We start from the raw sequence: 22,555 nt of genomic DNA on the forward strand, positions 1-22,555 counted from the left end.
GCACTCCCTATGGGGGGCGGCCCCCCCCCCCACCCCACCGCCCGCCACCGCCTCGGCCCGCTCAGGCCGGGAAGGACATCACCATCAGCGGCCCGCTGGTCGGCTCGGGGGAGCCGCCCGCCGGTTCGACGGTGACGCCGACGCCGCTGGCGCCGTCCACCCCGCCCTGCATCACCGACGCCCCGTCGCGTGCGACCAGCCCGGCCGGGCGCATCGTGCCGTGGTCGTCGAACCAGAGCTGGTAGGTCTTGCCGGCCGGCGGCTTCGGCAGCCCCGAGGCCACGAACACCGCGCTGTTGCGCTCCCGGGAGACCACCACGGTCGCCCGGGTGCCGTCCGGGGTGGCGCTGGACACCGTACGGGCGTCCGGCGCGGACAGCACGGCGGTCATCCGGTCCGTCTGCTCACGGGCCTGGCGGGCCTCCTGGCGGGCGTCGTCGGCCTGCTGGTACTGCCAGGCCGCCACCCCGCCGAAGCCCACCGCCGCCGCGACACAGGCGGCCAGCACCAGCCGGCCGATCCCCCGGGCGCGGCGGTGGGTGGCGACCGGAGCGGCCCCGTCCGGCGGGACCAGCGGCGGCAGTTGGCGCACACTGTCGATCCCCGCCAGCACCGCCGCCTTCATCCCGGGCGGCGGTGCCGCCGAGGCGGCCACACCCAGCCGGGCGGCCGTGGCGGTCAGCTCCCGCACCTCCTGGGCGCACGCCGGGCAGCTCTCCAGATGGCGTTCGAACGCCTCCCGCTCGTCCTCGGGGAGGGCGTCGAGCGCGTAGGCACCCGTGGGGGCGTGCAGGTGTTCCTCGCTCATGCGCTCACTCCCATGCAGTCGCGCAGACGGATCAGCCCGTCCCGCAGACGGGTCTTGACCGTGCCCAGGGGGGCCGACAGCGACGCGGCCACCTCCCGATAGGTGTAGCCCCGGTAGTACGCCAGTGTCACCGCCTGGCGCTGAAGGTCGGTCAGCGACCCCAGGCAGCGGCGCACCTGCTCGCTCTCCAGCCGCACCGCCACCTCCTCGCTCACCTCGTCGTAGGCGGGCATCCGCTCCCGCTGGGCGCTGCGCTGCTCGCGGTCGCTGGCGGCCTGCTCGGAGCGGACCCGGTCCACCGCCCGGCGGTGCGCCATGGTCATCACCCAGCTCATCACGGAGCCCCGGTCGGCCTGGTAGCGGGCGGCGCTGCGCCACACCTCCACCATCACCTCCTGGGCCACCTCCTCGGACTGCGCCGGATCCCGCAGCACCCGGAGCACCAGCCCGAACACGGGCCCGGCCAGGGCGTCGTACAGGGTGGAGAAGGCCTCCTTGTCCCCACCCGCGACCTGGCCCAGGACCTCGGCCAGGTCGGGCTCGCGCCGCTGCGGTCCGCCGATGTGCGCGATCTCCCTCACCGTTCACCCACTCCACCAGCGCGGCACGGTGCGTGTGCAGCGGCCATCCGGTCGCCCATGCGGCCCAACCCTCTTCCAGCGTTCGTGCAGGGCGGGGGCCGGGTGGGCGCCGCCTGCGGTCCGGTGCTTCTCGGTACTGCCTGTCGGTACTGCCTGCGTACGGGGGTACTACGCCAGTCTTTCGTAGCCACCGGGCTCGCGGATGGGTTCGGCGCCCGGCCGTCTGTGTGAGGGAGTCACCGACCGGGTCGGCGCCGCGTCCCACCGTTATCGCTCCGTTACCGAACCGGCCAATCCGCCGCGCCGTACGCACCGAATGAGCAAGTGAGAGGGCAGCCGAGGCTCCCGCCGGCGGACGGAACGCGACCGACGCCGCACCGGACCGCCCCGCCGCCCCACTCGTCGGGCGCCCCACGGCGCGACGACGCTTTCGAAGCCGTTTCCCCGACGCACGACACCCCCGAATCCCCTGAAGGAGAACGACGATGTTCACCACCCGCACCCGCCGTGTCCTGTCCGCCGCCGCCGTGGCCGCGGCCTTCCCGCTGGTCCTCACCGGCTGCGGGATGGACGACAAGGGCGACTCCGGCGCGGGCTCCGCCGCCTCCGCGAGCGCCTCCGCCCCGATGGAGGAGTCCTCCAGCGCCGCGATGCCGGGCAAGGAGCCGTTCGGACCGGCCTGTTCCTCGCTGCCCACCTCCGGTGAGGGCAGCGTCCAGGGCATGGCCGACGACCCGGTGGCCACCGCCGCCTCCAACAACCCCGCGCTCTCCACCCTGGTGGCCGCGGTGAAGAAGGCCGGCCTGGTCGACACCCTCAACAACGCCCAGAACATCACGGTGTTCGCGCCCACCAACGACGCCTTCGCCAAGATCCCGAAGGCCGACCTGGACAAGGTCCTCAACGACAAGGCGATGCTCACCAAGGTGCTCACCTACCACGTGGTGGGCCAGAAGCTGACCCCGCAGCAGCTGGAGAACGGCAGCTTCGACACCCTGGAGAAGAGCAAGCTGATGACGTCGGGCTCGGGTGAGGACTACACCGTCAACGACACCTCCAAGGTCGTCTGCGGCAACGTCCCGACCGCCAACGCCACCGTGTACATCGTCGACACCGTGCTGATGCCGAAGAGCTGACCCCGGACCCGGTCCGCCCGGCGGGGAACCGGCGGACCGGCGGGGTCGGGCGACGGCGGCGCGGGAAAGGAGCACCGTCGTGTGCCGACAGGGCCCGGTCGCGGGCCGGAAGGGATGGGGGCGCGGTAAGGGTTCGGCCGCGCCCCCCGCCTCCGGCCCGCCCGGGCCCTGCCCCGCGCCGCCTCCACCACCCCGTACCTCCTCGTGGCCCAGGGCCGCCGTCACCGCGATCCTCACCGAACTCCTCGCCAACGCTGTCCGGCACGGCACCCCGCCGCTGCGCGCCACCCTCACCGTCCGCACCCCGGCGGACGGGCGTCCGGTGCTGCGGGTGGAGGTGGCCGACCGCGGTCCCGGCCTGGACCCCGCCCGGGTACGGGCCCGTTGGCGCCACCCGTCCTACGACTTCGCCACCGGCGGACGAGGACTGGTCATCGTGGACGCCCTCGCCGCCGACTGGGGCGTCGTCCCCGGCCCCGCCGGCCACACCGTCTGGGCGGAACTCCCCCTGCCGGGCGCCGACCCGGCGCCGGCGGATCACGCGTCACGACCTGCGGATCCCGACCAATCCGGGACCGCTCCGGCTCCGAACCACCGGTGACAGGCCGCCGGAAGGCCCTTCCGGCGGTTCGGCCACTGCGGGCGGAGGACTGTGCACCAGCGGAAGATAGCCGTCGTGGGCGGCGGGGTGGCGGGGCTGACCGCCGCCTATGTGCTCGGCCGGGCCCATGACGTCGTGCTGTACGAGGCGGACCCCCGGCTCGGCGGCCACGCCCACACCCACGACCTGCCCGGACCGGGCGGGCGGATGGTCCGGGTGGACTCCGGGTTCATCGTGCACAACGAGCGCACCTACCCCCGGCTGCTGCGGCTCTTCCGCGAGCTGGGCGTCACCACCCAGGACTCCGAGATGAGTATGTCGGTGCGGTGCGACGGCTGCGGACTGGAGTACGCGGGCGCCCGCGGTCCGGCCGCGCTGTTCACCGGGCGGGCCTCGCTGCGCCCCCGCTATCTGCGGATGCTCGCCGAGGTGCCGCTCTTCCACCGCTCCGCCCGACGGCTGCTCGCCGCCGGCGCGCCCACCGGCCACACCCTGGGCCGCTTCCTGCGCGAGGGCCGCTTCTCCGCCTACTTCACCACCCACTTCCTGACCCCGCTGGTCTCCGCGGTCTGGTCCTGCGACGCCCGCACCGCCATGGACTACCCGGCGGCCTACCTCTTCCGCTTCCTGGACCACCACGGGCTGCTCTCCGTCACCGGCTCCCCGCAGTGGAAGACGGTGACCGGCGGCTCCGCCGAGTACGTGGAGCGGGCCGCCAAGCACATCGGCACCGTCCGCACCGGGGCGCCGGTCACCTCGGTCCGGCGGCACGCCGACGGCGCCGAGGTCGCCACCGCGGACGGCGACACCGCCGGATACGCGGCCGTGGTGCTGGCCACCCACCCCGACCAGGCGCTGCGGATGCTGGCCGACCCCACCGAGGACGAACGGCAGGTGCTGGGCGCGTTCCGCTACTCGCGCAACCCCACCGTGCTGCACACCGACACCTCGCTGCTGCCGCGCTCCCCGGCCGCCCGCGCCTCCTGGAACTACCACCTGCCCAGCTGCGCCGCGCCCCCCGACGCGGTCCGGGTCAGCTACGACATGAACCGGCTCCAGCGGCTGCCGGCCGGCGCCGACTACGTGGTCACCCTCAACGCCGGGGACCGCGTCGACCCGGCCGCCGTCCAGGCCCGGATGGTGTACGAGCACCCCGTCTACACCCCCGCCTCGGTCGCCGCCCAGCGCCGGCTGCCCGGCCTCAACACCGCCGTCACCGCCTACGCCGGCGCCTACCACGGCTGGGGCTTCCACGAGGACGGCTGCCGCTCCGGGGTGGACGCCGCCGCCGCGCTGGGGGTCACCTGGTGACCGCCGCACCGGCACCGGCGGCGCTCTACGAATGCGTGGTCGGCCACGCCCGTACCGCGCCGCTGCGGCACTCCTTCCGCCAGCGCACCTACCTCTGGCTGATCGACCCCGACCACCCGCCGCGCCTCCCGCGCGCCCTGCGCCCGCTGGCCCGCTTCGACCCGCGCGACCACTTCGCCGGCACCGCGCCCACCATCCGCGCCGGGCTGGCGGCCTACCTCGCGGGCCAGGGCCTGTCCCTGGACCCCGGGGCGCGGGTGCTGATGCTGGCCCACGCCCGGGTCCTCGGGTACGTGTTCAACCCGCTCACCCTCTACTGGGTCCGGGCCGCCGACGGCACCCCGCTGTGCACGGTCGCCGAGGTGCACAACACCTACGGCGAACGCCACTGCTATCTGCTGCGGCCCGACGCCGACGGACGGGCCGACGTGGACAAGGACTTCTACGTCTCCCCGTTCTTCCCGGTGGACGGCGGGTACCGGATGCGGGTCCCCGAACCGGGCGGGCGGCTGGACCTCACCGTCCAGCTGCGGCGCGGCACCGAGCGGCCGTTCACCGCCACCGTGCGCGGCACCCGCCGCCCGGCCACCGGGCGCACGCTGCTGGCGGCGGCGCTGCGCCACCCCTGGTCCACCGCCCGGGTGTCGGCCGGCATCCGGCACCACGGCATCCGGCTGTACCTGAAGGGGCTGCCCGTCCAGCCCCGGTCCCCGCACCCGACGCAAGAAGGCATGACGTGACCCTCTCCGCACCGCGGTCCACCGACCAGCCCGCCGCCCCCGGCACCCCGAGCCCGGACGGCGGCCACGGCACCCCGACCCCGGAAGGCGGCCACCCGGACGGCGGGCGGCACCCCGCCGCGTACACCCGCTACCCCGCCTCCCGGGCCACCACCGACCCGGACTCCTGGCCGGACGTGGCCCGGCTGCCGGCGCCCGCCCCGGTCCGTACCGCCATCGCCCGGACGCTGCTGAATCGGGCCTTCGCGCGGCTGCCGCTGCGGATACGGCTCGGTGACGCGCCCGCGGCCGGCACCGGCCCCGCGCTGACCGTGCACGACCCGGACGCCTTCTTCCGGCGGATCGGCACCAGCGGGCTGATCGGCTTCGGCGAGTCGTATATGGCGGGCGAGTGGGACAGCGACGACCTGCCCGGGGTGCTCACGGTGCTGGCCACCCATGTGGACGAGCTGGTGCCCGGGCCGCTGCGGACGCTGCGCGGTGCCTGGGTGCGCCGCCGCCCCGCCGCCGACCGCAACAGCGTCAGCGGCGCCCGGCAGAACATCCGGCGCCACTACGACCTGTCCAACGAGCTGTTCGCGGAGTTCCTCGACCCGACGATGACCTACTCCTCGGCGGTCTTCGGCGCCCTGCCGGCCCGCCCGGAGGAGCTGGCCGAGGCGCAGGCCCGGAAGATCGACCGGCTGCTGGACCTGGCCGCCGTCGGCGAGGGCACCCGGCTGCTGGAGATCGGCACCGGCTGGGGCGAACTGGCCCTGCGGGCCGCCGCCCGGGGGGCCCAGGTCACCACCATCACCCTCTCCGCCGAGCAGCGCGACCTCGCCGTCCGCCGGATCGCCGAGGCCGGGTACGCGGACCGGGTCACCGTGCGGCTCTGCGACTACCGCGAGGTGGAGGGCGCCTATGACGCCGTGGTCAGCGTGGAGATGATCGAGGCGGTGGGCGCCGAGTTCTGGCCGGCCTACTTCCGCACCCTGCGCGAGCGGCTCGCCCCGGGCGGCCGGGTCGCCCTCCAGGCCATCACCATGGAGCACCAGCGGATGCTGCACACCGGCCGCACCCACACCTGGATCAGCAAGTACGTCTTCCCCGGCGGGCTCATCCCCTCCCCGGAGGCCGTCACCCGCGAGGCCGCGCGCGCCGGGCTGAAGGTCACCGCCGACCACGGCTACGGCGAGCACTACGCGGAGACCCTGCGGCTGTGGCGGGAGCGCTTCGCCGAACGGGCCGAACGGGTCCGCGAACTGGGCTTCGACACCGTCTTCCAGCGGATGTGGGAGCTGTATCTCGCCTACTCCGAGGCCGGGTTCCGCGCCCGCTACCTCGACGTACGGCAGTTCCGCCTGGCCCCCGCCGCCATCCCGGCGCAGCCGGACGCCGGAGGGGAGCGGCCCGCCACCGCCGATCACCACCACCAGGGAGTCTGCCGATGACCACCGCCGACCGGCTCACCGACCTGCTCGGCCACTGGTTCTCCGGGCCGCCGCCGGTGCGGCTGCGCGCCTGGGACGGCAGCGAGTCCGGCCCCGCGGGCGCCCCCCTGGTGGCGCTGCGTTCCCCCGCCGCGCTGCGCCGGCTGCTCTGGCAGCCCGGCGAACTCGGCCTCGCCGAGGCCTACATCGCCGGTGAACTCGACATCGAGGGCGACCTGTCCGCCGCCCTCAGCCACGTCTGGAGGGCCATGCGCAGCCAGGGCACCGCCAAGCCCGGTCCTCGCGAGCTGGCGAGGGCCGCCGCCACCGCCGCCCGGCTCGGCGCGCTCGGGCCCCGGCCGCCCGCCCCGGGCGCCGCCCGCGCCAAGCTCAGCGGGCGACTGCACAGCGCCGCCCGCGACCGGGCCGCGATCAGCCACCACTACGACCTGTCCAACGACTTCTACGCCCTGCTGCTCGACGCGTCCATGGCCTACTCCTGCGGCTACTGGACCCGCCCCGACGACCCCGGCTACACCCTCGCCGACGCGCAGCGGGACAAGCTGGAGCTGATCTGCCGCAAGCTCGGACTGACCGGCGGGGCCCGGCTGCTGGACGTCGGCTGCGGTTGGGGCTCGCTCGCCCTGTACGCCGCCCGTGAGCACAAGGCGCAGGTCACCGCCGTCACCCTGGCCCAGGAGCAGCGCGACTTCGTCGCCGCCCGGGTCGCCGAGGAAGGCCTGACCGATCTGGTCGAGGTGCAGTTGCGGCACTGGCGGGACATCGAGGGCGGCGGCTTCGACGCCGTGAGCACCGTCGAGATGGGCGAGCACGTCGGCGACGCCGAGTACCCGGACTTCACCGCCAAGCTGCACGGACTGCTGCGGCCGCGCGGCCGGCTGCTGGTGCAGCAGATGTCCCGGGGCGCCCACGCCCCCGGCGGCGGCGCGTTCATCGAGAACTACATCGCCCCCGACATGCATATGCGCCCGGTCGGGCGGACCGTCGCCCTCCTGGAGGACGCCGGTCTGGAGGTCCGCTCGGTGCAGGCGCTGCGCGAGCACTACACCCGTACCATCGACGCCTGGAGCGACACCCTGGAAGGACGCTGGGAGGAGTTCACCGCGCTGGTCGGCGAGCCCACCGCCCGGGTCTGGCGGCTCTATCTGGCCGGCAGCGCCCTGGCGTTCGCCGAGCACCGGATGGGCGTCGACCAGATCCTCGCCGTCCGGCCCACCCTGGAGGGAGACTCCGGTATGCCCGGCACACCCGGATCCTGGTACGCGGGGGAGACCCGGCCATGACGAACGGCTTCGCCTGGGGCGCCTTCGCGGGCAACCTCGGCGCCGCCGCCGCGACCGCGCTGGCGGTGATGCTGGTGACCTTCGCCCTCGCCGTCAAGCGCGGACTGCACCGGATCGTGGACATCGCCTGGGGCAGCGCCTTCGCCGCCGTCGCCGCGGTCAGCGCCCTGCTGTCGGCCGGCTCGGGGGACGGCACCACCCGGCTGCTGGTGGCCCTGGCGACCGCGCTGTGGGGGCTGCGGCTGTCCGTGCACATCGCCCGGCGCGGACGCGGCCACGGCGAGGACCCCCGCTACGAGAAGATGCTGGCCCGCGCCCCCGGCAGCCGCAACGCCTACGCCCTGCGCACGGTGTACCTGCTCCAGGGCGCCCTGGTGTGGCTGGTCTCGCTGCCGGTGCAGGCCGCCATGTACGTCACGTCCCCGGCCCCGGTCTGGCTCGCCGCCGGCCTCGCCGTCTGGGCCGCCGGACTGCTCTTCGAGGCCGTCGGCGACCAGCAGCTGGCCCGCTTCAAGGCCGACCCCGCCAACAAGGGGAAGATCATGGACCGGGGCCTGTGGTCCTGGACCCGGCACCCCAACTACTTCGGCGACTTCCTGGTCTGGTGGGGGCTGTTCCTGACCGCCTGCGGCAGCTGGCAGTCCGCCGCCGCGACGCTCATCGCCCCGGTCGTGATGTCGCTGCTGCTCACCCAGGGCAGCGGAAAGCGGCTGCTGGAACGGCATATGGCCGAACGCCCCGGCTTCCGTGCGTACGCCGCCCGCACCAGCGGCTTCTTCCCCCTGCCCCCCAAGCGGACCGAGGAGGCCGCCCGATGACCGCTCCCGACACCCGCACCGCCCCCGACGGTGCCAGCGCGCTGGTGCTCCGGCACGCCCCCGGCGCCCCGCAGGCCGCGGTGCTGCTGCTGCACGGCGGCCGCGCCGACGGGCTGACCGCCCCGACCTGGCTGAACCTGCCCGGGCGCCGGATGCGGCCGTTCGCCTCCGCCGCCCTGCGGGCCGCCCGGCCGCACCCCCTGCTGGTCGCCGAGGTCCGCTACCGCCACCGCGGCTGGAACGGCCCGCGCGGGGACGCCGCCCGGGACGCCCGCCGCGCCCTGGACGAACTGCGCGACCTCACCGCGCCCGATCTGCCGGTGGTCCTGGTCGGCCACTCCATGGGCGGCCGCGCCGCGCTGCGGGTGGCCGGCGACCCCCGGGTGGCCGGGGTGGTGGCGCTCGCCCCCTGGTGCCCGGCCGGTGAACCGGTCGAGCAGCTCGAAGGCCGCACCCTGCTGGTGCTGCACGACGAGCGGGACCGGATCACCGAGGCCGGGCGCTCCTGGACGTATCTGGCACGCGCCAGGGCCGCCGGGGCGCACGGCGCCGGGATCGTGATGCCGCAGGGGCGGCACGCCATGCTCCGCGACGCCGGCGCCTGGCACCGGCTCACCGGCCTCGGCGCGGCCGCGGCCCTGGGCCTGGCCGCGCTGCCCGAGCCACTGCGTGCGGCGGCCGACGGGCCCGGCGACGGCCGCACCACGGCGGCCGAGGTACTGGCCGCCCTCGACCACCCGCGCCCCGGGCGCCTCGGCCCCTGAACCCGGGGCAGGGCCGGGGCCTTCGGACGCACCAGCACCCGGACCCCCGTACCCGCGCGCCCGAACTCCCGTACCCGCGCCCTGATCCCCGTACCGGGCGCCCGAACCCATGACCGAACACGGACGTCTGCGGACAATCACCCGCCCCGACCGGCGAAAGGCAGCAGACTGATCCCGTGCTGAGGAACATTCCCACGGAACCGCCCGGATTCGTCGGACGGGCGGACGAACCCGCGCTGATCGCCCACGCGCTCGCCACCCGGCGCCTCGTCACCCTGACCGGGCCCGGCGGCGTCGGCAAGTCGAGACTGGCCCTGCGCACCGCCCACCGCACCCCGCCCTCCGGCAGCGACGGCGTGTGCTGGGCCGACCTCTGGCCGCTGAGGGACGACCGGTTGCTCACCGCGACCGTGGCCGACGCCGTGGACCTCGCCGACCACTCCGGGGGCACCCCCGAGGAGACCCTCACCGCCTGGCTGGCCGGCCGGCGGCTGCTGCTGGTGCTCGACTCCTGCGAGCATCTGCTCGCCGCCGCCCGGGCCCTGGTCCGGCGGCTCCTCGCGCAGTGCCCCGGACTCACCGTGCTCGCCACCAGCAGGCAACCGCTCGACCTGGACGGCGAGTACGCCTACCAGGTCCGCCCGCTGCCGCCCGACTCGGACGGGCTGGCGCTCTTCGCCGACCGGGCCGCCGCGGCCGGTGCCCCGCTGCTGCTGCCCGGCGACCGGGCCGCCGCCCGCAGCCTGACCCGGCGGCTGGACGGGCTGCCGCTGGCCCTGGAACTGGCCGCCGCCCAGCTGCGCGACCTCCCCGTGGACCAGGTGGAGCGGGACCTGGTCCACCGGTTGGACCTGCCCTCCGGGGACCGCGCCATCCGCCCGGCCCGCCATCGGACGCTGCGCACCACGGTCGGCTGGAGCCATGAACTGGCCACCCCCGCCGAGCGGTTGCTCTGGGCGCGGATGTCGGTGCTGTGCGGCCCGGTGGACACCGAGACGGTCGCCGAGGTGTGCGGGGGAGGGGCGGCGCTGCCGCCCGGCGCGGTGCCGGGGGTGCTCGCCGCACTCGCCGCGAAGTCCGTCGTCATCCGGGAGCCCGGGCCCGACGGCAGGGCACGCCACCGCATGCTGGACACCGTGCGCGAGTACGGGGCGATGTGGCTCGGCGAACTCGGCGAGACCCGCACCCTCACCGAGCGGCACGCCCGCCACTTCCTCGGCCGGATCCGCCGCATCCGGCGCGAGTGGTTCGGCCCGGACCAGCTCGACGGCTACCGGACCGTCGAGCGCTCCTACGCCGACCTGTGCGCCGCCCTGGACCATCTGCTGGTGCACCGCCCGCACCAGGCACTGGAGCTCGCCGCCGGGCTGGGCTTCCACTGGGCCTGCTGCGGCCATCTGCACGACGCCGGAGCGCACCTGAGCCGCGCCCTGCGGCACGCCCCGGACGACGCGCCCGCCCGCCCGGCCGCGCTGTGGGCGCTCGGTGTGGTCCGCGCGCTCCAGGGCGACCACGAGGCCGCCGAACTGCTGGCCGGCGACTGCGGGCAGGCCGCGGCGGCCGTCGGAGACGCCGACGACCGGCTGCGCGCCGCCTATCTGGCGGGGCTGGTCCAGCTGCTGCGCGGCCGCCCGCTGGCCGCCCGCGCCGAGGCCGAGCACGCGCTGCGCCGGTCGGGCGGCGGCCTGGGCCCCCGGATGATGTGCCGACTGGTGCGGATCTTCGCGCTGACCGGACTGGGCCTGCTGGACCAGGCCCGGGCCGAGGCCGGGCGGCTGCTGCTGGTCTGCGGACGGCACGGCGAGTTCTGGACCCGCTCCTATCTGGACTACCAACTCGCCCTGATCGCCCTCCTCCAGGGCCGCCCGGCGGACGCGGCCGGCCACGCCCGCGCGATGCTGGGTGCCAAGCAGCGGATCGGCGACAGCTTCGGGATAGCGCTCGGCCTCGATCTGCTGGCCGCCTCGCTCGCCGCACACGGCGAGGGGCTGCGGGCCGCCAGGGTGTACGGGGCGGGGCTGACGTACTGGCGCGCGGTGGGCCACCCTCAGCGCGGCACCCCCGAACTGGCCCCGGTCCGGGAGCGGTGCGAGCGCACCACCCGCGCGCTGGTCGGCGACGAGCTCTACGAGAAGACGGTCGTCGGCGCCGCCGACGGCGAGCCCGCCGCCCTGCTCGCGGAGGCCCTGGAGCCCGGCTGACCGCCCTCGGCGCGGGGCCGCCGCGAGGGCGCCGCGGGCCCTGGGTGGCCCCGCTACTTACTCCCAGGTAACCTCACGGGGCCCACCCTCCGCACCACCGCGTCCCGAGGAATGACCGATGAGCACATCCTCCCGTTCACCCCTGCTGCTGGCCGCACTGCTCGCCGGGGCCGGAGTGGCCCACTTCACCCGGCCGGAGAACTTCGACACCATCGTGCCGCGGGTGCTGCCCGGCAGCGCCCGCACCTGGACCCGGGCCAGCGGGGCCGCCGAATTCGCCCTCGCGGCCGCCGTCGCCGCGCCCCGCACCCGGCGGGCCGGTGCCCGGGCCACCGCGCTGTTCTTCGCCGGGATCTTCCCCGCCCACCTCCAGATGGCGTACGACTGGCGCGACCGCTCCACCGCCGCCCGGGCCGTCGCCTACGGCCGGATGCCGCTCCAGGTGCCGCTCATCCTCTGGGCCCGCAAGGTCGCCCGCGACGCCGGCTGAGCGGCCCACCCCTCACGGAAATCCGTTGCCCCCGGTGGCGCCGGCCGCCTACCGTCCCGATCATCGACGTGTAGCTCAGCCAAGTCAGAGCACCGGGCTCGGGACCCGGAGGGCGCGGGGGCGGATCCCGCCACGTCGGCTTATGGACACTCACGCTGACCAGCAGCCCCCGACCGTATCGGACTCCTACGCCCGCGCCGAGCTGGCCCGGGCCTTCACCACCGCGCTCGGCCACCGCGACCCGGACACCCGCGCCCGGGCGGAGACCAGGGTCGAGCGCTGGCGCTCGGTGCTGTCCGGCATGGCGGACGGGCGGCTGCGGATCGGCAGCCGCACCCCCGTCGCCGGACTGCCCGCCTGGGTGACCCCGGAGGTCGTCCGCGGGGGCTTCGCCACCGGGAAGCCCGCCGCCGGCGGCCCCCTGCTCCCGTACGAGCGGGAGGCGGCCCACCGGGCCGGCATACCCGACGACCGGCTGACCCGGATCGCCCTCTTCGACCACCACCTCACCGAACCCGGCCTCACCGAACTGTGGGAGCTGCTGGACACCGGCCGCTACCAGGTGGCACTGCCCGAGGAGGCCGTACTGCTCACCGTCGCCTGGCTGGTCCGGGCCGGCGAGGTCGCCGAGGCCCTGGCCCTGGTGGAGGAGGTGCGCCCGTACGCCGACCGGCTGCGGTTCCTGCCCCGCCCCAGCGACCTTCCGGTGCCCGACGCCCGCGCCGTGCACCGGATCACCGCCGACGAGGCCGGCGCCGCCCTGTCCGGGCGCGGCCCCCACGACCGGATCGAGGCCCAGCGGGAGTCGCTGGCGGTCTGGCAGCCCTTCACCGACGAACTCCTGACCCACTGGCTCCGGGTCCGGGAGCCCGACGGCACCGCCCGCGCGGACGGTCCCACCACCGAGGACCCGGCCTGGCGCGAGCACGGCGCGGCCCTGCTGCGCCGCTACCGCGCCCTGGCCGAGGAGCATACCCGCTGCACCAAGCACCTCCGCCCCCGGGAGAACCCCGCCCTGCTGCGGGCCGCGCTGGAGGAGGCCGTGGCGGGCCGCCCCCTGGACGCCCGGCGGGCCGGACTGCTGCGGCACGCCATCGCGTCCATGGTCCGCAAGCGCGGCATGCCCGGCTCGGCCGGCCACAGCGCCCTGCGCGCCGCCCAGGCCCGGCAGGCCGCCCTGCCCGCCCACCACCGGCTGGCCCGACTGGTGGCCGCCCGGCTGTTCCTTCTCCCCGAGGGCAGCGGTGTTCCGGACACCGCCCCGCTGGTCGCCCCGGTGACCGAGGCCGAGGCCGCCTCCACCGGTCTGCCCGCCGGCGCGGAGATCCCGCCCGCGCTCCGCGCCACCGTCGAGTCCGCGCTCAGCGCGCCGCTCGCCGTGCTGGTGGACCGCCGGGTGGTGCCCTCCGCGGAGGTGCTCGCCGAGCTGGTCCCCCAACTCGTCGCCGCCACCACCGCGGACGCCTACCGGGACGGCGCGCTGCGCACCCTGATGGCCGCCGCCTACCGGGCGTTCCGCAACCGCCGCTCGCTGCTGCTGCTCAGCCTGGAGCGGCAGGTGCGGATGGACGAACTGCCCTGGGTACGGGCGGTGGCCAGCCAGCGTACGGACGGCGAGGCCGCCCGGGAGCCGGCCCGGGCCGCCCTGCGGGAGCTAGCCGAGCTGGCGGTCACGGCCTTCCCGGCGACGATCCTGCCCAACCCGCTGGTCCGCGAACTCTCCGTACTGGCCCGGCAGTCCGGTCTCGGCGCCCCACTCACCGAGGAGCTGGCGGCCGACATCTTCATGGGCGAGTTCAGCCCCAAGTTCCCCGCCGCGGCCGCCGTCGCGGGGGAACTGCTCCAGGGCACGCTCTACGAGCGGTACTACGGCATCGACTACGCCGCCGTCCGCGACCTGGCGGCCGTCGAGGCCGCCCCGGCTCCGAGCCCGGACCGCGGCGCCCGGCGCTCGCACGGTCCGCGCACCGCACCCGCCTTCGCCCGGCTGTGCGCCGAGCGGTCCGGCTCCACCCCGTACACCTCGGTCGCCGCCAACGGCACGGTGATCGAGCAGGCCCAGATCCTCACCACGCACAACCTCGCCACCCTGGTCGCCCGGGTGGGCATCGCCCCCGGGCCCGGGTTCGACGCCCTCGCCGAACGCTGCTTCGACGAGGTGTGCCGACTGGTCTCCCGGGCGCGCGGCATGGACCGCCCGCTGGCCACCCTCAAGGACGCCTCCTACGCCTGGCGGCAGCTGGTCTTCCACCTCTCCCTGTGCACCGAGACCCGCCAGGCCGAACTGGTGGCCGCCCTCCCGGCGCGGGCGGCCCGCCACCCGGCCGAGGTCGCGGCCCGCCTGGCACCGGCCCTGGCCGGCCTGCGCCTGGTCGCCGCCGGAGGCACCTTCGACCCCGACGGCACCGCCGACGACGGCCGCGCCCGCCGCCTGGTGGGCTGGACCACCGGCCGCCACTGGCTGCGAGGAGAGCCGGGCGGGAATGGCGGCCGGAACCGCGCCGGAGCCTGAGCCCGGCTCGGGGCGCGGCCTGGAGGCGGTGCCCCGGGTGGGACGAACGCGGGGCGGAGACCCGCCACCGCGACGGGGCCTGAGCCGGCTCCACAGGCCGGTGTGCGGGGGTCGGTGGGCAGGCGGTGCCGCGAGATCCCGGCCGACCGGGGCCGGGCGGGGAAGGCAACGCGCACAGCTCAGCGCACAAGCGTATGGCGGCAGTTGGCGGCGGCAGTGGCGGGCGGGCGAGCTGCCGGAGGGACTGCCCGCCGGGCCGGGTGGGCGCCCCTAGCGTGGTGGGCGGACCAGGGGCGAGGAGCGAAGCGGCCCCCGGTTCCGCCCCCTGCCACCGCCTGCCCGCCCTGGAGGCCATGCGATGCCCTCGACCGCCCCCACCGCCTCCGCCGTGCTGGACGGCGGGCCGGCGGACCACCCGGCGCCCCGGGCCCTGGCCCGGATCGACGCCCGGATCGCCGAGAGTGCCGGGCGGACCGCGCTGGTGCACGGCGACCGGCGGATGACCTACGGTCAGCTCGCCCTCGCCGTGGCGCTGCGCGCCGACGAACTGGCTGCCCAAGGCGCCGGCCCCGGCCGGCTGGTCGCCCTCCACCGCCCCCGCTCCATCGAGGCGGTCGTGGGCATGCTGGCCGCCCTGCGCACCGGCGCCGCCTGCCTCCCGCTCGACCCCGCCGCCCCGGCCGCCCGCAACGCCGCCATCCTCGCCGACTGCACCGGTCGGGAACTGGCACCGGCGGACAGCGAGACCGTGCTGCCCGGGCCGGGCGTCCCCGAGGACACCGCCTACGTCCTCTACACCTCCGGCTCCACCGGCACCCCCAACGGCGTGGTCGTCGGACAGCCGGCGCTCGCCCAGTTCCTGGCGGGCGTCACCGCCGCGTACCGCATCGGTCCCGAGGACCGGGTCCTGCAGTTCGCCCCGCTGCACTTCGACGCCAGCGTGGAGGAGGTGTTCTGCACCCTCGGCGCGGGCGCCACCCTGGTGCTGCGCGAGGACGAGATGCTGGACGTACCGGGCCTATTGGCCGGATGCGCGGCGCACGGGGTGACCGTACTGGACCTGCCCACCGCCTACTGGCACGAGTTGGCGCACGCCCTGGCCGGCGGGCTCGCCGAACTGCCCCCGGCCGTAGGCACGGTCATCATCGGCGGCGAGGCCGCCCTGCCGGAACGGCTCGCCCAGTGGCGGCGGTCCGTGGACGGCGACCGGGTGCGACTGCTCAACACCTATGGGCCCACCGAGGCCACCGTGGTCGCCACCGTGGCCGACCTCTCCCACCACGCCGGCGGACCGGTGCCCATCGGGCAGCCGCTGCCCGGGGTACGGGCCGCCGTGGTCGACGGCGAGCTGTGGCTGCTCGGCGGCGGCCTCGCCCACGGCTATCTGGGCCGCCCCGCCCTGGACGAGCGCCGCTTCACCCGGCTGGAAGGCGCCCGCGCCTACCGCACCGGGGACCTGGTGGAGGTCCTGCCGGACGGGCAACTCGCCTTTCGGGGCCGCGCCGACGACGAGGTCAAGATCAACGGCCATCGGGTGGACCCGGCCTCCGTGGAGGGCGTGCTCACCGGCTGCCCGGGCGTCCGCGAGGCGGCCGTCATCGCCCGGCGCGGCCCGGACGGCGCCAAGCACCTGGTGGCCTTCCTCGTCCCGGAGGGGGCGCAGGCGGAGGGGCCGGAGGCGGGCAGGACCGGGGCGGACAGGGCCGAGGGGGACGGGCCGGATCCCGAGGGGGCAGTCCCGGTTCCCGGCGGGTGGGCCGGTGTGCTGCGGCAGGCGGTACGGGACCGGCTGCCGGCCGCCGCCGTGCCCTCCGCGTTCCTGCTGACCGGAGCCCTGCCCCGTACGTCCTCCGGCAAGATCGACCGCAAGCGGCTGCGCACCGTGGTGGAACGGCCCGAGCAGCCCCATGGGCACGGCGCCGGGCCGGTCTTCGACGGGGCCGTGCTGCCGCCCGCCGAGCGCGTACCGCTCTCCTACGCCCAGCGGCGGCTGTGGTTCCTGGACGGCCTCGAAGGGCCCTCCGCCACCTACAACCTGCCCGTGGTGCTCCGGCTGGACGGCATACCGGACCGGGAGGCCCTGGCCGCCGCGCTCACCGATGTCACCGCCCGGCACGAGGTGCTGCGCACCGTCTACCCGCTGGCGGACGGCGAGCCGTACCAGCATGTGCTGGATCCTTTCCCGGTACCGCTGCCGGTGGTGGAGTGCGCCCCGGGGGAGACGGCGGAGCGGGTCGCGCGCTTCGGCGGCTCCACCTTCGACCTGGCAGGGCAACCGCCCCTGCGCGCCCGGCTGTTCCTGCCCGGTGACGGCACCTCCGTACTCGCCCTGCTCACCCACCACATCGCCACCGACGGCTGGTCGCTGGGCCCCCTGCTGCGCGATCTGCGCGCGGCCTACACCGCCCGGCTGGCCGGAGGGGCGGCGCCACCGTGGGAGCCGCTGCCGGTGCAGTACGCCGACTACACCCTCTGGCAGCGGGAACTGCTGGAGGACCCCGGGGCATCGGCGGAGTCCACCGAGCACTGGCGGGCCGCGCTGGCCGGGATGCCGACCGTGCTGGACCTGCCCGCCGACCGCCCCCGGCCCGCCGAGCCCACCGGACGCGGCGCCACCCTCCGGGCCGCCCTGGACCCGGCCGTCCACCGGCGGCTCACCGCCCTCGCCGCCGAGCACGGCGCCAGCACGCTCATGGTGCTCCAGCCCGCGCTGGCCCTGGCACTGCGGGCCGTCGGCGCCGGGACGGACCTGGCCCTCGGCACCCCGGTCGCCGGCCGCGCCGACGAGGCGCTGGACGAGCTGGTCGGCCTCTTCGTCAACACCCTCGTGCTGCGCACCGATGTCTCCGGCGACCGGCTCACCCCCGGCGGACTGGTCGCCCGGGCCCGGGACTCGGCCCTGGCCGCCTACGCCCACCAGGAGCTGCCCTTCGACCTGCTGGTGGACCGGCTGCGCCCGGCCCGCGACCTCTCCGCCAACCCGTTCTTCCAGGTGATGCTGGCCACCCAGGTCCAACAGGGTGAGGACATAGGCGAATTCGGCGGTGGGCTCTGCGCCCTCTTCGCCGATCCTGGCGTGGCGCAGGCCAAGTTCGATCTGGACGTCAGCTGTGTGGAGCACCCCGACGGCGGCGGGCTGGAGGTCTGGTGGAACTACGCCGAGGACCTGTTCGACGCCCCGACCGCCCGGCTGCTGCTGGATGTCTTCTTCCGCTCACTGGAGTGGTTCGCGAGTGGCCGCCCGGGACACGCCGAGGACCTGGTCACCGAGGAGGAGCGGCGCTCCTTCGACGAGCGGCGGGCCCGGCTCGCCGCCGCCCGGGCCCAGGCCGCCGACCGGCCCGCCCCGGCCGCGCCCGCCACCGCCGTACGCGCCCTGCGCGGGCTCTTCGCCGAGGTGATCGGACTGGCGGGCGGCCTGGACGCGGTCGGCCCGGAGGACGACTTCTTCACCATCGGCGGCAATTCCATGACCGGGGTCCGGCTGGTCAACCGGGTCCGCGCCACCCTGGGCCTGCCCGCCCGGGTCCGCGATCTGCTGCTCGCCCCCACCCCGGCCCGGCTCGCCGCCCGGCTCACCGGGCCCGACCGGGGCACCGGGCAGGCGGCCCCCCGGCCCGGACCCGTACCGGTCGCCGCCGCCGACCGGCCCGAGCGGATCCCCCTCTCGTACGCCCAGCGGCGGCTGTGGTTCATCGACCAGCTCCAGGGGCCGAGCGGCTCCTACAACATCCCCTTCGCCTCCCGGCTGGACCGCCCCGCCGACCCGGCCGTACTCGCCGAGGCGCTGGCCGACACCGCCGCCCGCCATGAGGTGCTGCGCACCGTCTACCCGGCGGTGGACGGCGAGCCGTACCAGCGGATTCTGCCCGGCGCCCGGCCGGTGCTGGAGCGGGTCACGGTGACGGCGGAGGGGCTGGACGCGGCGATCGCGGCGGCTGCCGCCCGCCCCTTCGATCTCGCCGCCGAAATCCCTTTCCGGGCCTGGCTGTTCGAGGCTGCCGACGGTGACGGTGACGGTGACGGTGACGGTGACGGGGGCGGTGGCGGCGGCCAGGTGCTGGTGCTGCTCGTGCACCATATCGCCGCCGACGGCTGGTCCACCGGGCCGCTGCTCGCCGATCTGACCCGCGCCTACGAGGCCCGTGGCGACGGGCACGCTCCGCGCTTCAGCCCGCTGCCGGTGCAGTACGCCGACTACACCCTCTGGGAGCGGGAGTCACTGGCCGGTCCGGCAGCCGAGAAGCATCTCGGCTGGTGGGAAAGGCAGTTGGCCGGGGCGCCGGCCGTGGTGGCGCCGGTCGCCGCCCGCCCCCGTCCCGCCGAGGCCTCGCACCGGGGTGCCGCCGTTCCGCTCGCCCTGGACGCGTCCGCCCACGTCCGGCTGACCGCGCTGGCCCGGCGCCATGGCGCCACCCCGCTGATGGTCGCCCAGGCCGCGCTGGCCGCCGTGCTCACCCGGCACGGCGCCGGCACCGACCTGCCGCTCGGCACGGTGGTGGCCGGCCGCGACGACCAGGCCCTGGACGAGCTGGTCGGCTTCTTCGTCAACACCCTGGTGCTGCGCACCGACACCTCCGGTGACCCGCGCTTCGGTGAACTGCTCGACCGGGTCCGGGACACCGATCTGGCCGCCTTCGCCCATGGGGACGTCCCCTTCGACCTGGTGGTGGAGCGGCTCAACCCGGCCCGTTCCACCGCTCACCACCCGCTGACCCAGATCATGGTGCAGGTGCAACCCGCCGAGGACGGCCCGCCACCCGGATCCCCGCTCAGCGGTACGCCGGTGGGGCCCGGTCCCGGCTCCACCAAGTTCGACCTGACGCTCGCGCTGCGCGAGCGGCGGGACGCGGCCGGGGCGCCGGGCGGGCTGGACGGTGTACTGGAGTACGCCACCGACCTCTACGACCCGGCCACCGCCCGGGTGCTCGCCGCCCATCTGACCCGCACCCTGCGGGCGGTGGCCGAGGACCCGGCGCTGCGGATCACCGAACTGCCGCTACTGGCCGACGAGGAGCGGGACCGGCTGCTCGGGACGGGGAGCGCTCGCGCGACGGAACGTCCGGAGGGGGCGCGGCTGCTGCACCGGCGGTTCACCGAACTGGCCCGCCGCGCCCCGCGCAAGACCGCCGTCGCGTATCGGGAGGAGCGGGTCGGCCGGGGCGCGCTGGACGCCCGGGCCAACGCCCTCGCCCATCGGCTGATCGAGGCCGGGGTGCGCCCGCACCAGGCCGTCGGGGTGCTGCTCGACCGCACCCCGCAGCTGCTGGTCGCCTATCTGGCCGTCCTCAAGTGCGGGGCCGCCTATGTGCCGTTGGACCCCCGGCTGCCGGAGGCCCGGGCCGCCATGATCATGGAGGACACCGGGGCCCGGGTGCTGCTCACCGAGGAGGCGTACGCCGGCTCCGCCCCGGTGGCCCGGCAGGTCGCCGCCGGGGTGCGCACCCTGGCCGTGGACACCCCGGTCACCGGGTATCCGCGCACCGATCCCGGAGTGGAGGTCGGCGAGGACGCCCTCGCCTACGTCATGTTCACCTCCGGCTCCACCGGGCGCCCCAAGGGCGTGGGCGTCACCCACCGCAACGTGCTGGCGTTGGCCGACGACCGCTGCTTCGACCCGCGCGCCCACCGCCGCACCCTGGTGCACTCGGCGACCGGCTTCGACGCCTCCACCTACGAGCTGTGGGTGCCGCTGCTCGGCGGCGGTCGGCTGGTCATCGCCCCCGGCGACGGCACCGACCTCGCCGAGCTGGACCACACCATCCGCGCACACGAGGTGACCTGCGCCTACTTCACCATGGGGCTGTTCCATGTCCTGGCCGACGAGGGGCTGGACGCCCTCAAACTGCTTCAGGAGGTGTGGACCGGCGGCGACACCGCCTCACCGGCCGCCCTGCAACGGGTGCTGACCCACTGCCCGGACACCGTGCTGGTGCACTCCTACGGCCCCACCGAGGCCACCTTCGCCTCCCACCAGCAGCGCCTGGACCTCGCCACCCGCACCCTGCCCGGGGTGTACCTCGGCCGCCCGCTGGACGGCGTACGCGGCTATGTCCTGGACGAGCGGCTGCGTCCCGCCCCGCTCGGCGTCCCCGGTGAGCTGTATCTCGCGGGCACCCAGACCGCCCGCGGCTATCTGGGCCGCCCCGGGCTGACCGCCGAGCGTTTTCTGCCCGACCCGTTCGCCGCCGACGGCGGCCGGATGTACCGCACCGGCGACCTGGTCCATCTCACCGGCGACGGCGAACTGCGCTTCCTGGGACGGGCCGACGGCCAGGTCAAGCTGCGCGGCTTCCGCATCGAGCCCGGCGAGATCGAGGAGACCCTGGCCCGCCACCCCGGCGTGGGGCAGAGCGCGGTGGCCGTCCGCGACGACGGCCCGGCCGGCAAGCGGCTGGTGGCCTACGCCGTCCCGCGCGCCGGGCACCGGCTCACCGGCGAGGAACTGCTGCGCTGGGCGGCCGGGGAACTCCCCGCCCATATGGTGCCGTCCGCCGCCGTGCTGCTCGACGCCATCCCGCTCACCGTCAACGGCAAGCCGGACCGGGCCGCCCTGCCCGCCCCGGCGCCCACCGCCGCCCCCAGCACCGGCCGCCGACCCCGTAGCCCCCGTGAGGAGATCCTCTGCCGGCTGTTCGCCGAGGTGCTGGGCGTGGAGAAGGTCTCCATCGACGACGGCTTCTTCGCCCTGGGCGGCCACTCGCTGCTCGGCGTCCGTCTGGTCAGCCGGATGCGCACCGTCCTCGGCCTGGAACGCGGCGTACGGGACCTGTTCCGCACCCCGACCGTCGCCGGGCTGCTCGGCGACGAACCCACCGGCTTCGACCCGATGGGCGTGCTGCTGCCACTCCAGACCGGGGGCTCCCGGCCCCCGCTGTTCTGCCTGCACCCCGGCACCGGCGTCGGCTGGCCCTACGCCGGCCTGGCCCGGCACCTCGGCCCCGACCAGCCGCTCTACGCCCTCCAGGCCCGCGCGCTGGCCGAACCGGGCCACTCACCGCAAAGCGTCGAGCAGATGGCCGAGGACTACCTGCCCCGCATCCGCGAGGTGCAGCCGCACGGCCCCTACCGCTTCCTCGGCTGGTCCTTCGGCGGCACCCTGGCCCACGCACTCGCCGTCCGCCTCGCCGAACTCGGCGAACACACCGACCTGCTGGCCATGATGGACGTCCATCTGCTGCCCACCGAGCCGGTACGCCGCCGGATGACCCCCGCCCAGAAGCGCGACATGCTCGTGGGCGACGCCACCGCCGAACCCGAGGACGCGCCCTTCGACGCGGACGCCCTGATCGCCCTGGTCCGGCTGAAGGACCCGGTGCTCGGCGCCCTCACCGACCAGGAGATCCGCTCGGTGATCGGCGCCTCCATCGACCACGCCGAAATCATGAACCTCTATGCCCCGCGACCCGTCCGCACCGAACTGCTCTTCTTCGCCGCCCTGGAGGACGGGCAGACAGAAGACGGCGAGACGGAAACCACACTCATCCGGAACTGGATTCCGTATGTCGACGGGGGAGCCGAGAACCATGTCATCGGAGTTCCGCACACCAGAATGGGCGAGCCGGAACCGCTCGCCAGAATCGGCCGCATCCTTTCCGAGAAACTGAGGAGCCTGTCATGACCAACCCCTTCGACGACGCCGACGGCACCTTCCATGTGGTGGTCAACCACGAGGGACAGCACGCCCTCTGGCCCGCCTTCGCCGACATCCCCGCAGGCTGGGAGGCAGTCTGGGGCGAGGGGAGCCGTGCGGACGCGCTCGCCTATGTGGAGGAGAACTGGACCGACATCCGCCCCAAGAGCCTGCTGGACCGCCTCGGCTGACACCCGCGCCCCGGAATTCCCGGCGGAAGACCGGTATGTCCAGCGGAGGGCCG

Annotated in this window: 15 protein-coding genes and 1 tRNA gene; 14 read left to right on the plus strand and 2 right to left on the minus strand. The window is 75.6% G+C overall.

The features are described from left to right. Positions 1–61: 61 nt before the first annotated feature. Both ABZ945_RS22720 and ABZ945_RS22725 read right to left on the minus strand, forming a co-directional pair. The gene (locus tag ABZ945_RS22720; RefSeq protein WP_361272418.1) at positions 62–808 is read right to left on the minus strand and encodes an anti-sigma factor; all 747 of its coding nucleotides are present in this window, start codon (positions 806–808) and stop codon (positions 62–64) included. Further along, positions 805–1,389: a sigma-70 family RNA polymerase sigma factor gene (locus ABZ945_RS22725; protein WP_361272421.1), complete on the minus strand. Its 585-nt coding sequence runs from the start codon at positions 1,387–1,389 to the stop codon at positions 805–807. The genes ABZ945_RS22720 and ABZ945_RS22725 overlap by 4 nt, the downstream gene beginning before the upstream one ends. Before the next feature lie 485 nt (positions 1,390–1,874). Between ABZ945_RS22725 and ABZ945_RS22730 the strand changes: the two genes are divergently transcribed. The 14 genes from ABZ945_RS22730 (at position 1,875) to ABZ945_RS22795 (ending at position 22,502) form a co-directional block, all read left to right on the plus strand. Continuing rightward, positions 1,875–2,525, plus strand: a complete 651-nt coding sequence (locus ABZ945_RS22730; RefSeq protein ID WP_361272424.1) for a fasciclin domain-containing protein — start codon at positions 1,875–1,877, stop codon at positions 2,523–2,525. Between the two features lie 79 nt (positions 2,526–2,604). Continuing rightward, entirely contained in the window at positions 2,605–3,126 is a 522-nt protein-coding gene (locus ABZ945_RS22735) for an ATP-binding protein (protein WP_361272426.1), read from the plus strand. 51 nt (positions 3,127–3,177) lie between these two features. Further along, positions 3,178–4,437, plus strand: a complete 1,260-nt coding sequence (locus ABZ945_RS22740) for an FAD-dependent oxidoreductase (protein ID WP_361272429.1) — start codon at positions 3,178–3,180, stop codon at positions 4,435–4,437. After that, a complete protein-coding gene (locus tag ABZ945_RS22745) occupies positions 4,434–5,177 on the plus strand; it encodes a DUF1365 domain-containing protein (protein ID WP_361272432.1) in 744 nt (247 codons plus the stop codon). Before ABZ945_RS22740 ends, ABZ945_RS22745 begins: the two co-directional genes overlap by 4 nt. Continuing rightward, positions 5,174–6,610 (plus strand): cyclopropane-fatty-acyl-phospholipid synthase family protein, encoded by a 1,437-nt coding sequence (locus ABZ945_RS22750; protein WP_361272434.1) that lies wholly within the window; start codon positions 5,174–5,176, stop codon positions 6,608–6,610. Before ABZ945_RS22745 ends, ABZ945_RS22750 begins: the two co-directional genes overlap by 4 nt. Next, on the plus strand, positions 6,607–7,893 hold the full coding sequence (locus ABZ945_RS22755) for a cyclopropane-fatty-acyl-phospholipid synthase family protein (RefSeq protein WP_361272437.1): 1,287 nt from the start codon (positions 6,607–6,609) through the stop codon (positions 7,891–7,893). The genes ABZ945_RS22750 and ABZ945_RS22755 overlap by 4 nt, the downstream gene beginning before the upstream one ends. Next, a complete protein-coding gene (locus ABZ945_RS22760) occupies positions 7,890–8,711 on the plus strand; it encodes a DUF1295 domain-containing protein (protein ID WP_361272439.1) in 822 nt (273 codons plus the stop codon). The genes ABZ945_RS22755 and ABZ945_RS22760 overlap by 4 nt, the downstream gene beginning before the upstream one ends. After that, a complete protein-coding gene (locus ABZ945_RS22765) occupies positions 8,708–9,475 on the plus strand; it encodes an alpha/beta fold hydrolase (protein ID WP_361272441.1) in 768 nt (255 codons plus the stop codon). Before ABZ945_RS22760 ends, ABZ945_RS22765 begins: the two co-directional genes overlap by 4 nt. A gap of 176 nt (positions 9,476–9,651) precedes the next feature. After that, positions 9,652–11,676, plus strand: coding sequence for a regulator (locus ABZ945_RS22770; protein ID WP_361272444.1), 2,025 nt, complete (start codon positions 9,652–9,654; stop codon positions 11,674–11,676). Between the two features lie 118 nt (positions 11,677–11,794). Then, positions 11,795–12,166 (plus strand): hypothetical protein, encoded by a 372-nt coding sequence (locus ABZ945_RS22775; protein ID WP_361272447.1) that lies wholly within the window; start codon positions 11,795–11,797, stop codon positions 12,164–12,166. A 64-nt stretch (positions 12,167–12,230) separates the two neighbouring features. After that, positions 12,231–12,305, plus strand: a tRNA-Pro gene (locus tag ABZ945_RS22780). Between the two features lie 3 nt (positions 12,306–12,308). Next, positions 12,309–14,678 (plus strand): hypothetical protein, encoded by a 2,370-nt coding sequence (locus tag ABZ945_RS22785; RefSeq protein ID WP_361272450.1) that lies wholly within the window; start codon positions 12,309–12,311, stop codon positions 14,676–14,678. A gap of 358 nt (positions 14,679–15,036) precedes the next feature. Then, positions 15,037–22,299 carry an amino acid adenylation domain-containing protein gene (locus tag ABZ945_RS22790; protein WP_361272453.1) on the plus strand — a complete coding sequence of 2,421 codons (7,263 nt, stop codon included), beginning with the start codon at positions 15,037–15,039 and terminating at the stop codon, positions 22,297–22,299. Beyond that, entirely contained in the window at positions 22,296–22,502 is a 207-nt protein-coding gene (locus ABZ945_RS22795) for an MbtH family protein (protein WP_361272456.1), read from the plus strand. Before ABZ945_RS22790 ends, ABZ945_RS22795 begins: the two co-directional genes overlap by 4 nt. Positions 22,503–22,555: the final 53 nt, after the last annotated feature.

It is taken from the genome of Streptomyces sp. NPDC046887 (genome assembly GCF_040644755.1).
GTDB lineage: Bacteria > Actinomycetota > Actinomycetes > Streptomycetales > Streptomycetaceae > Streptomyces > Streptomyces lichenis.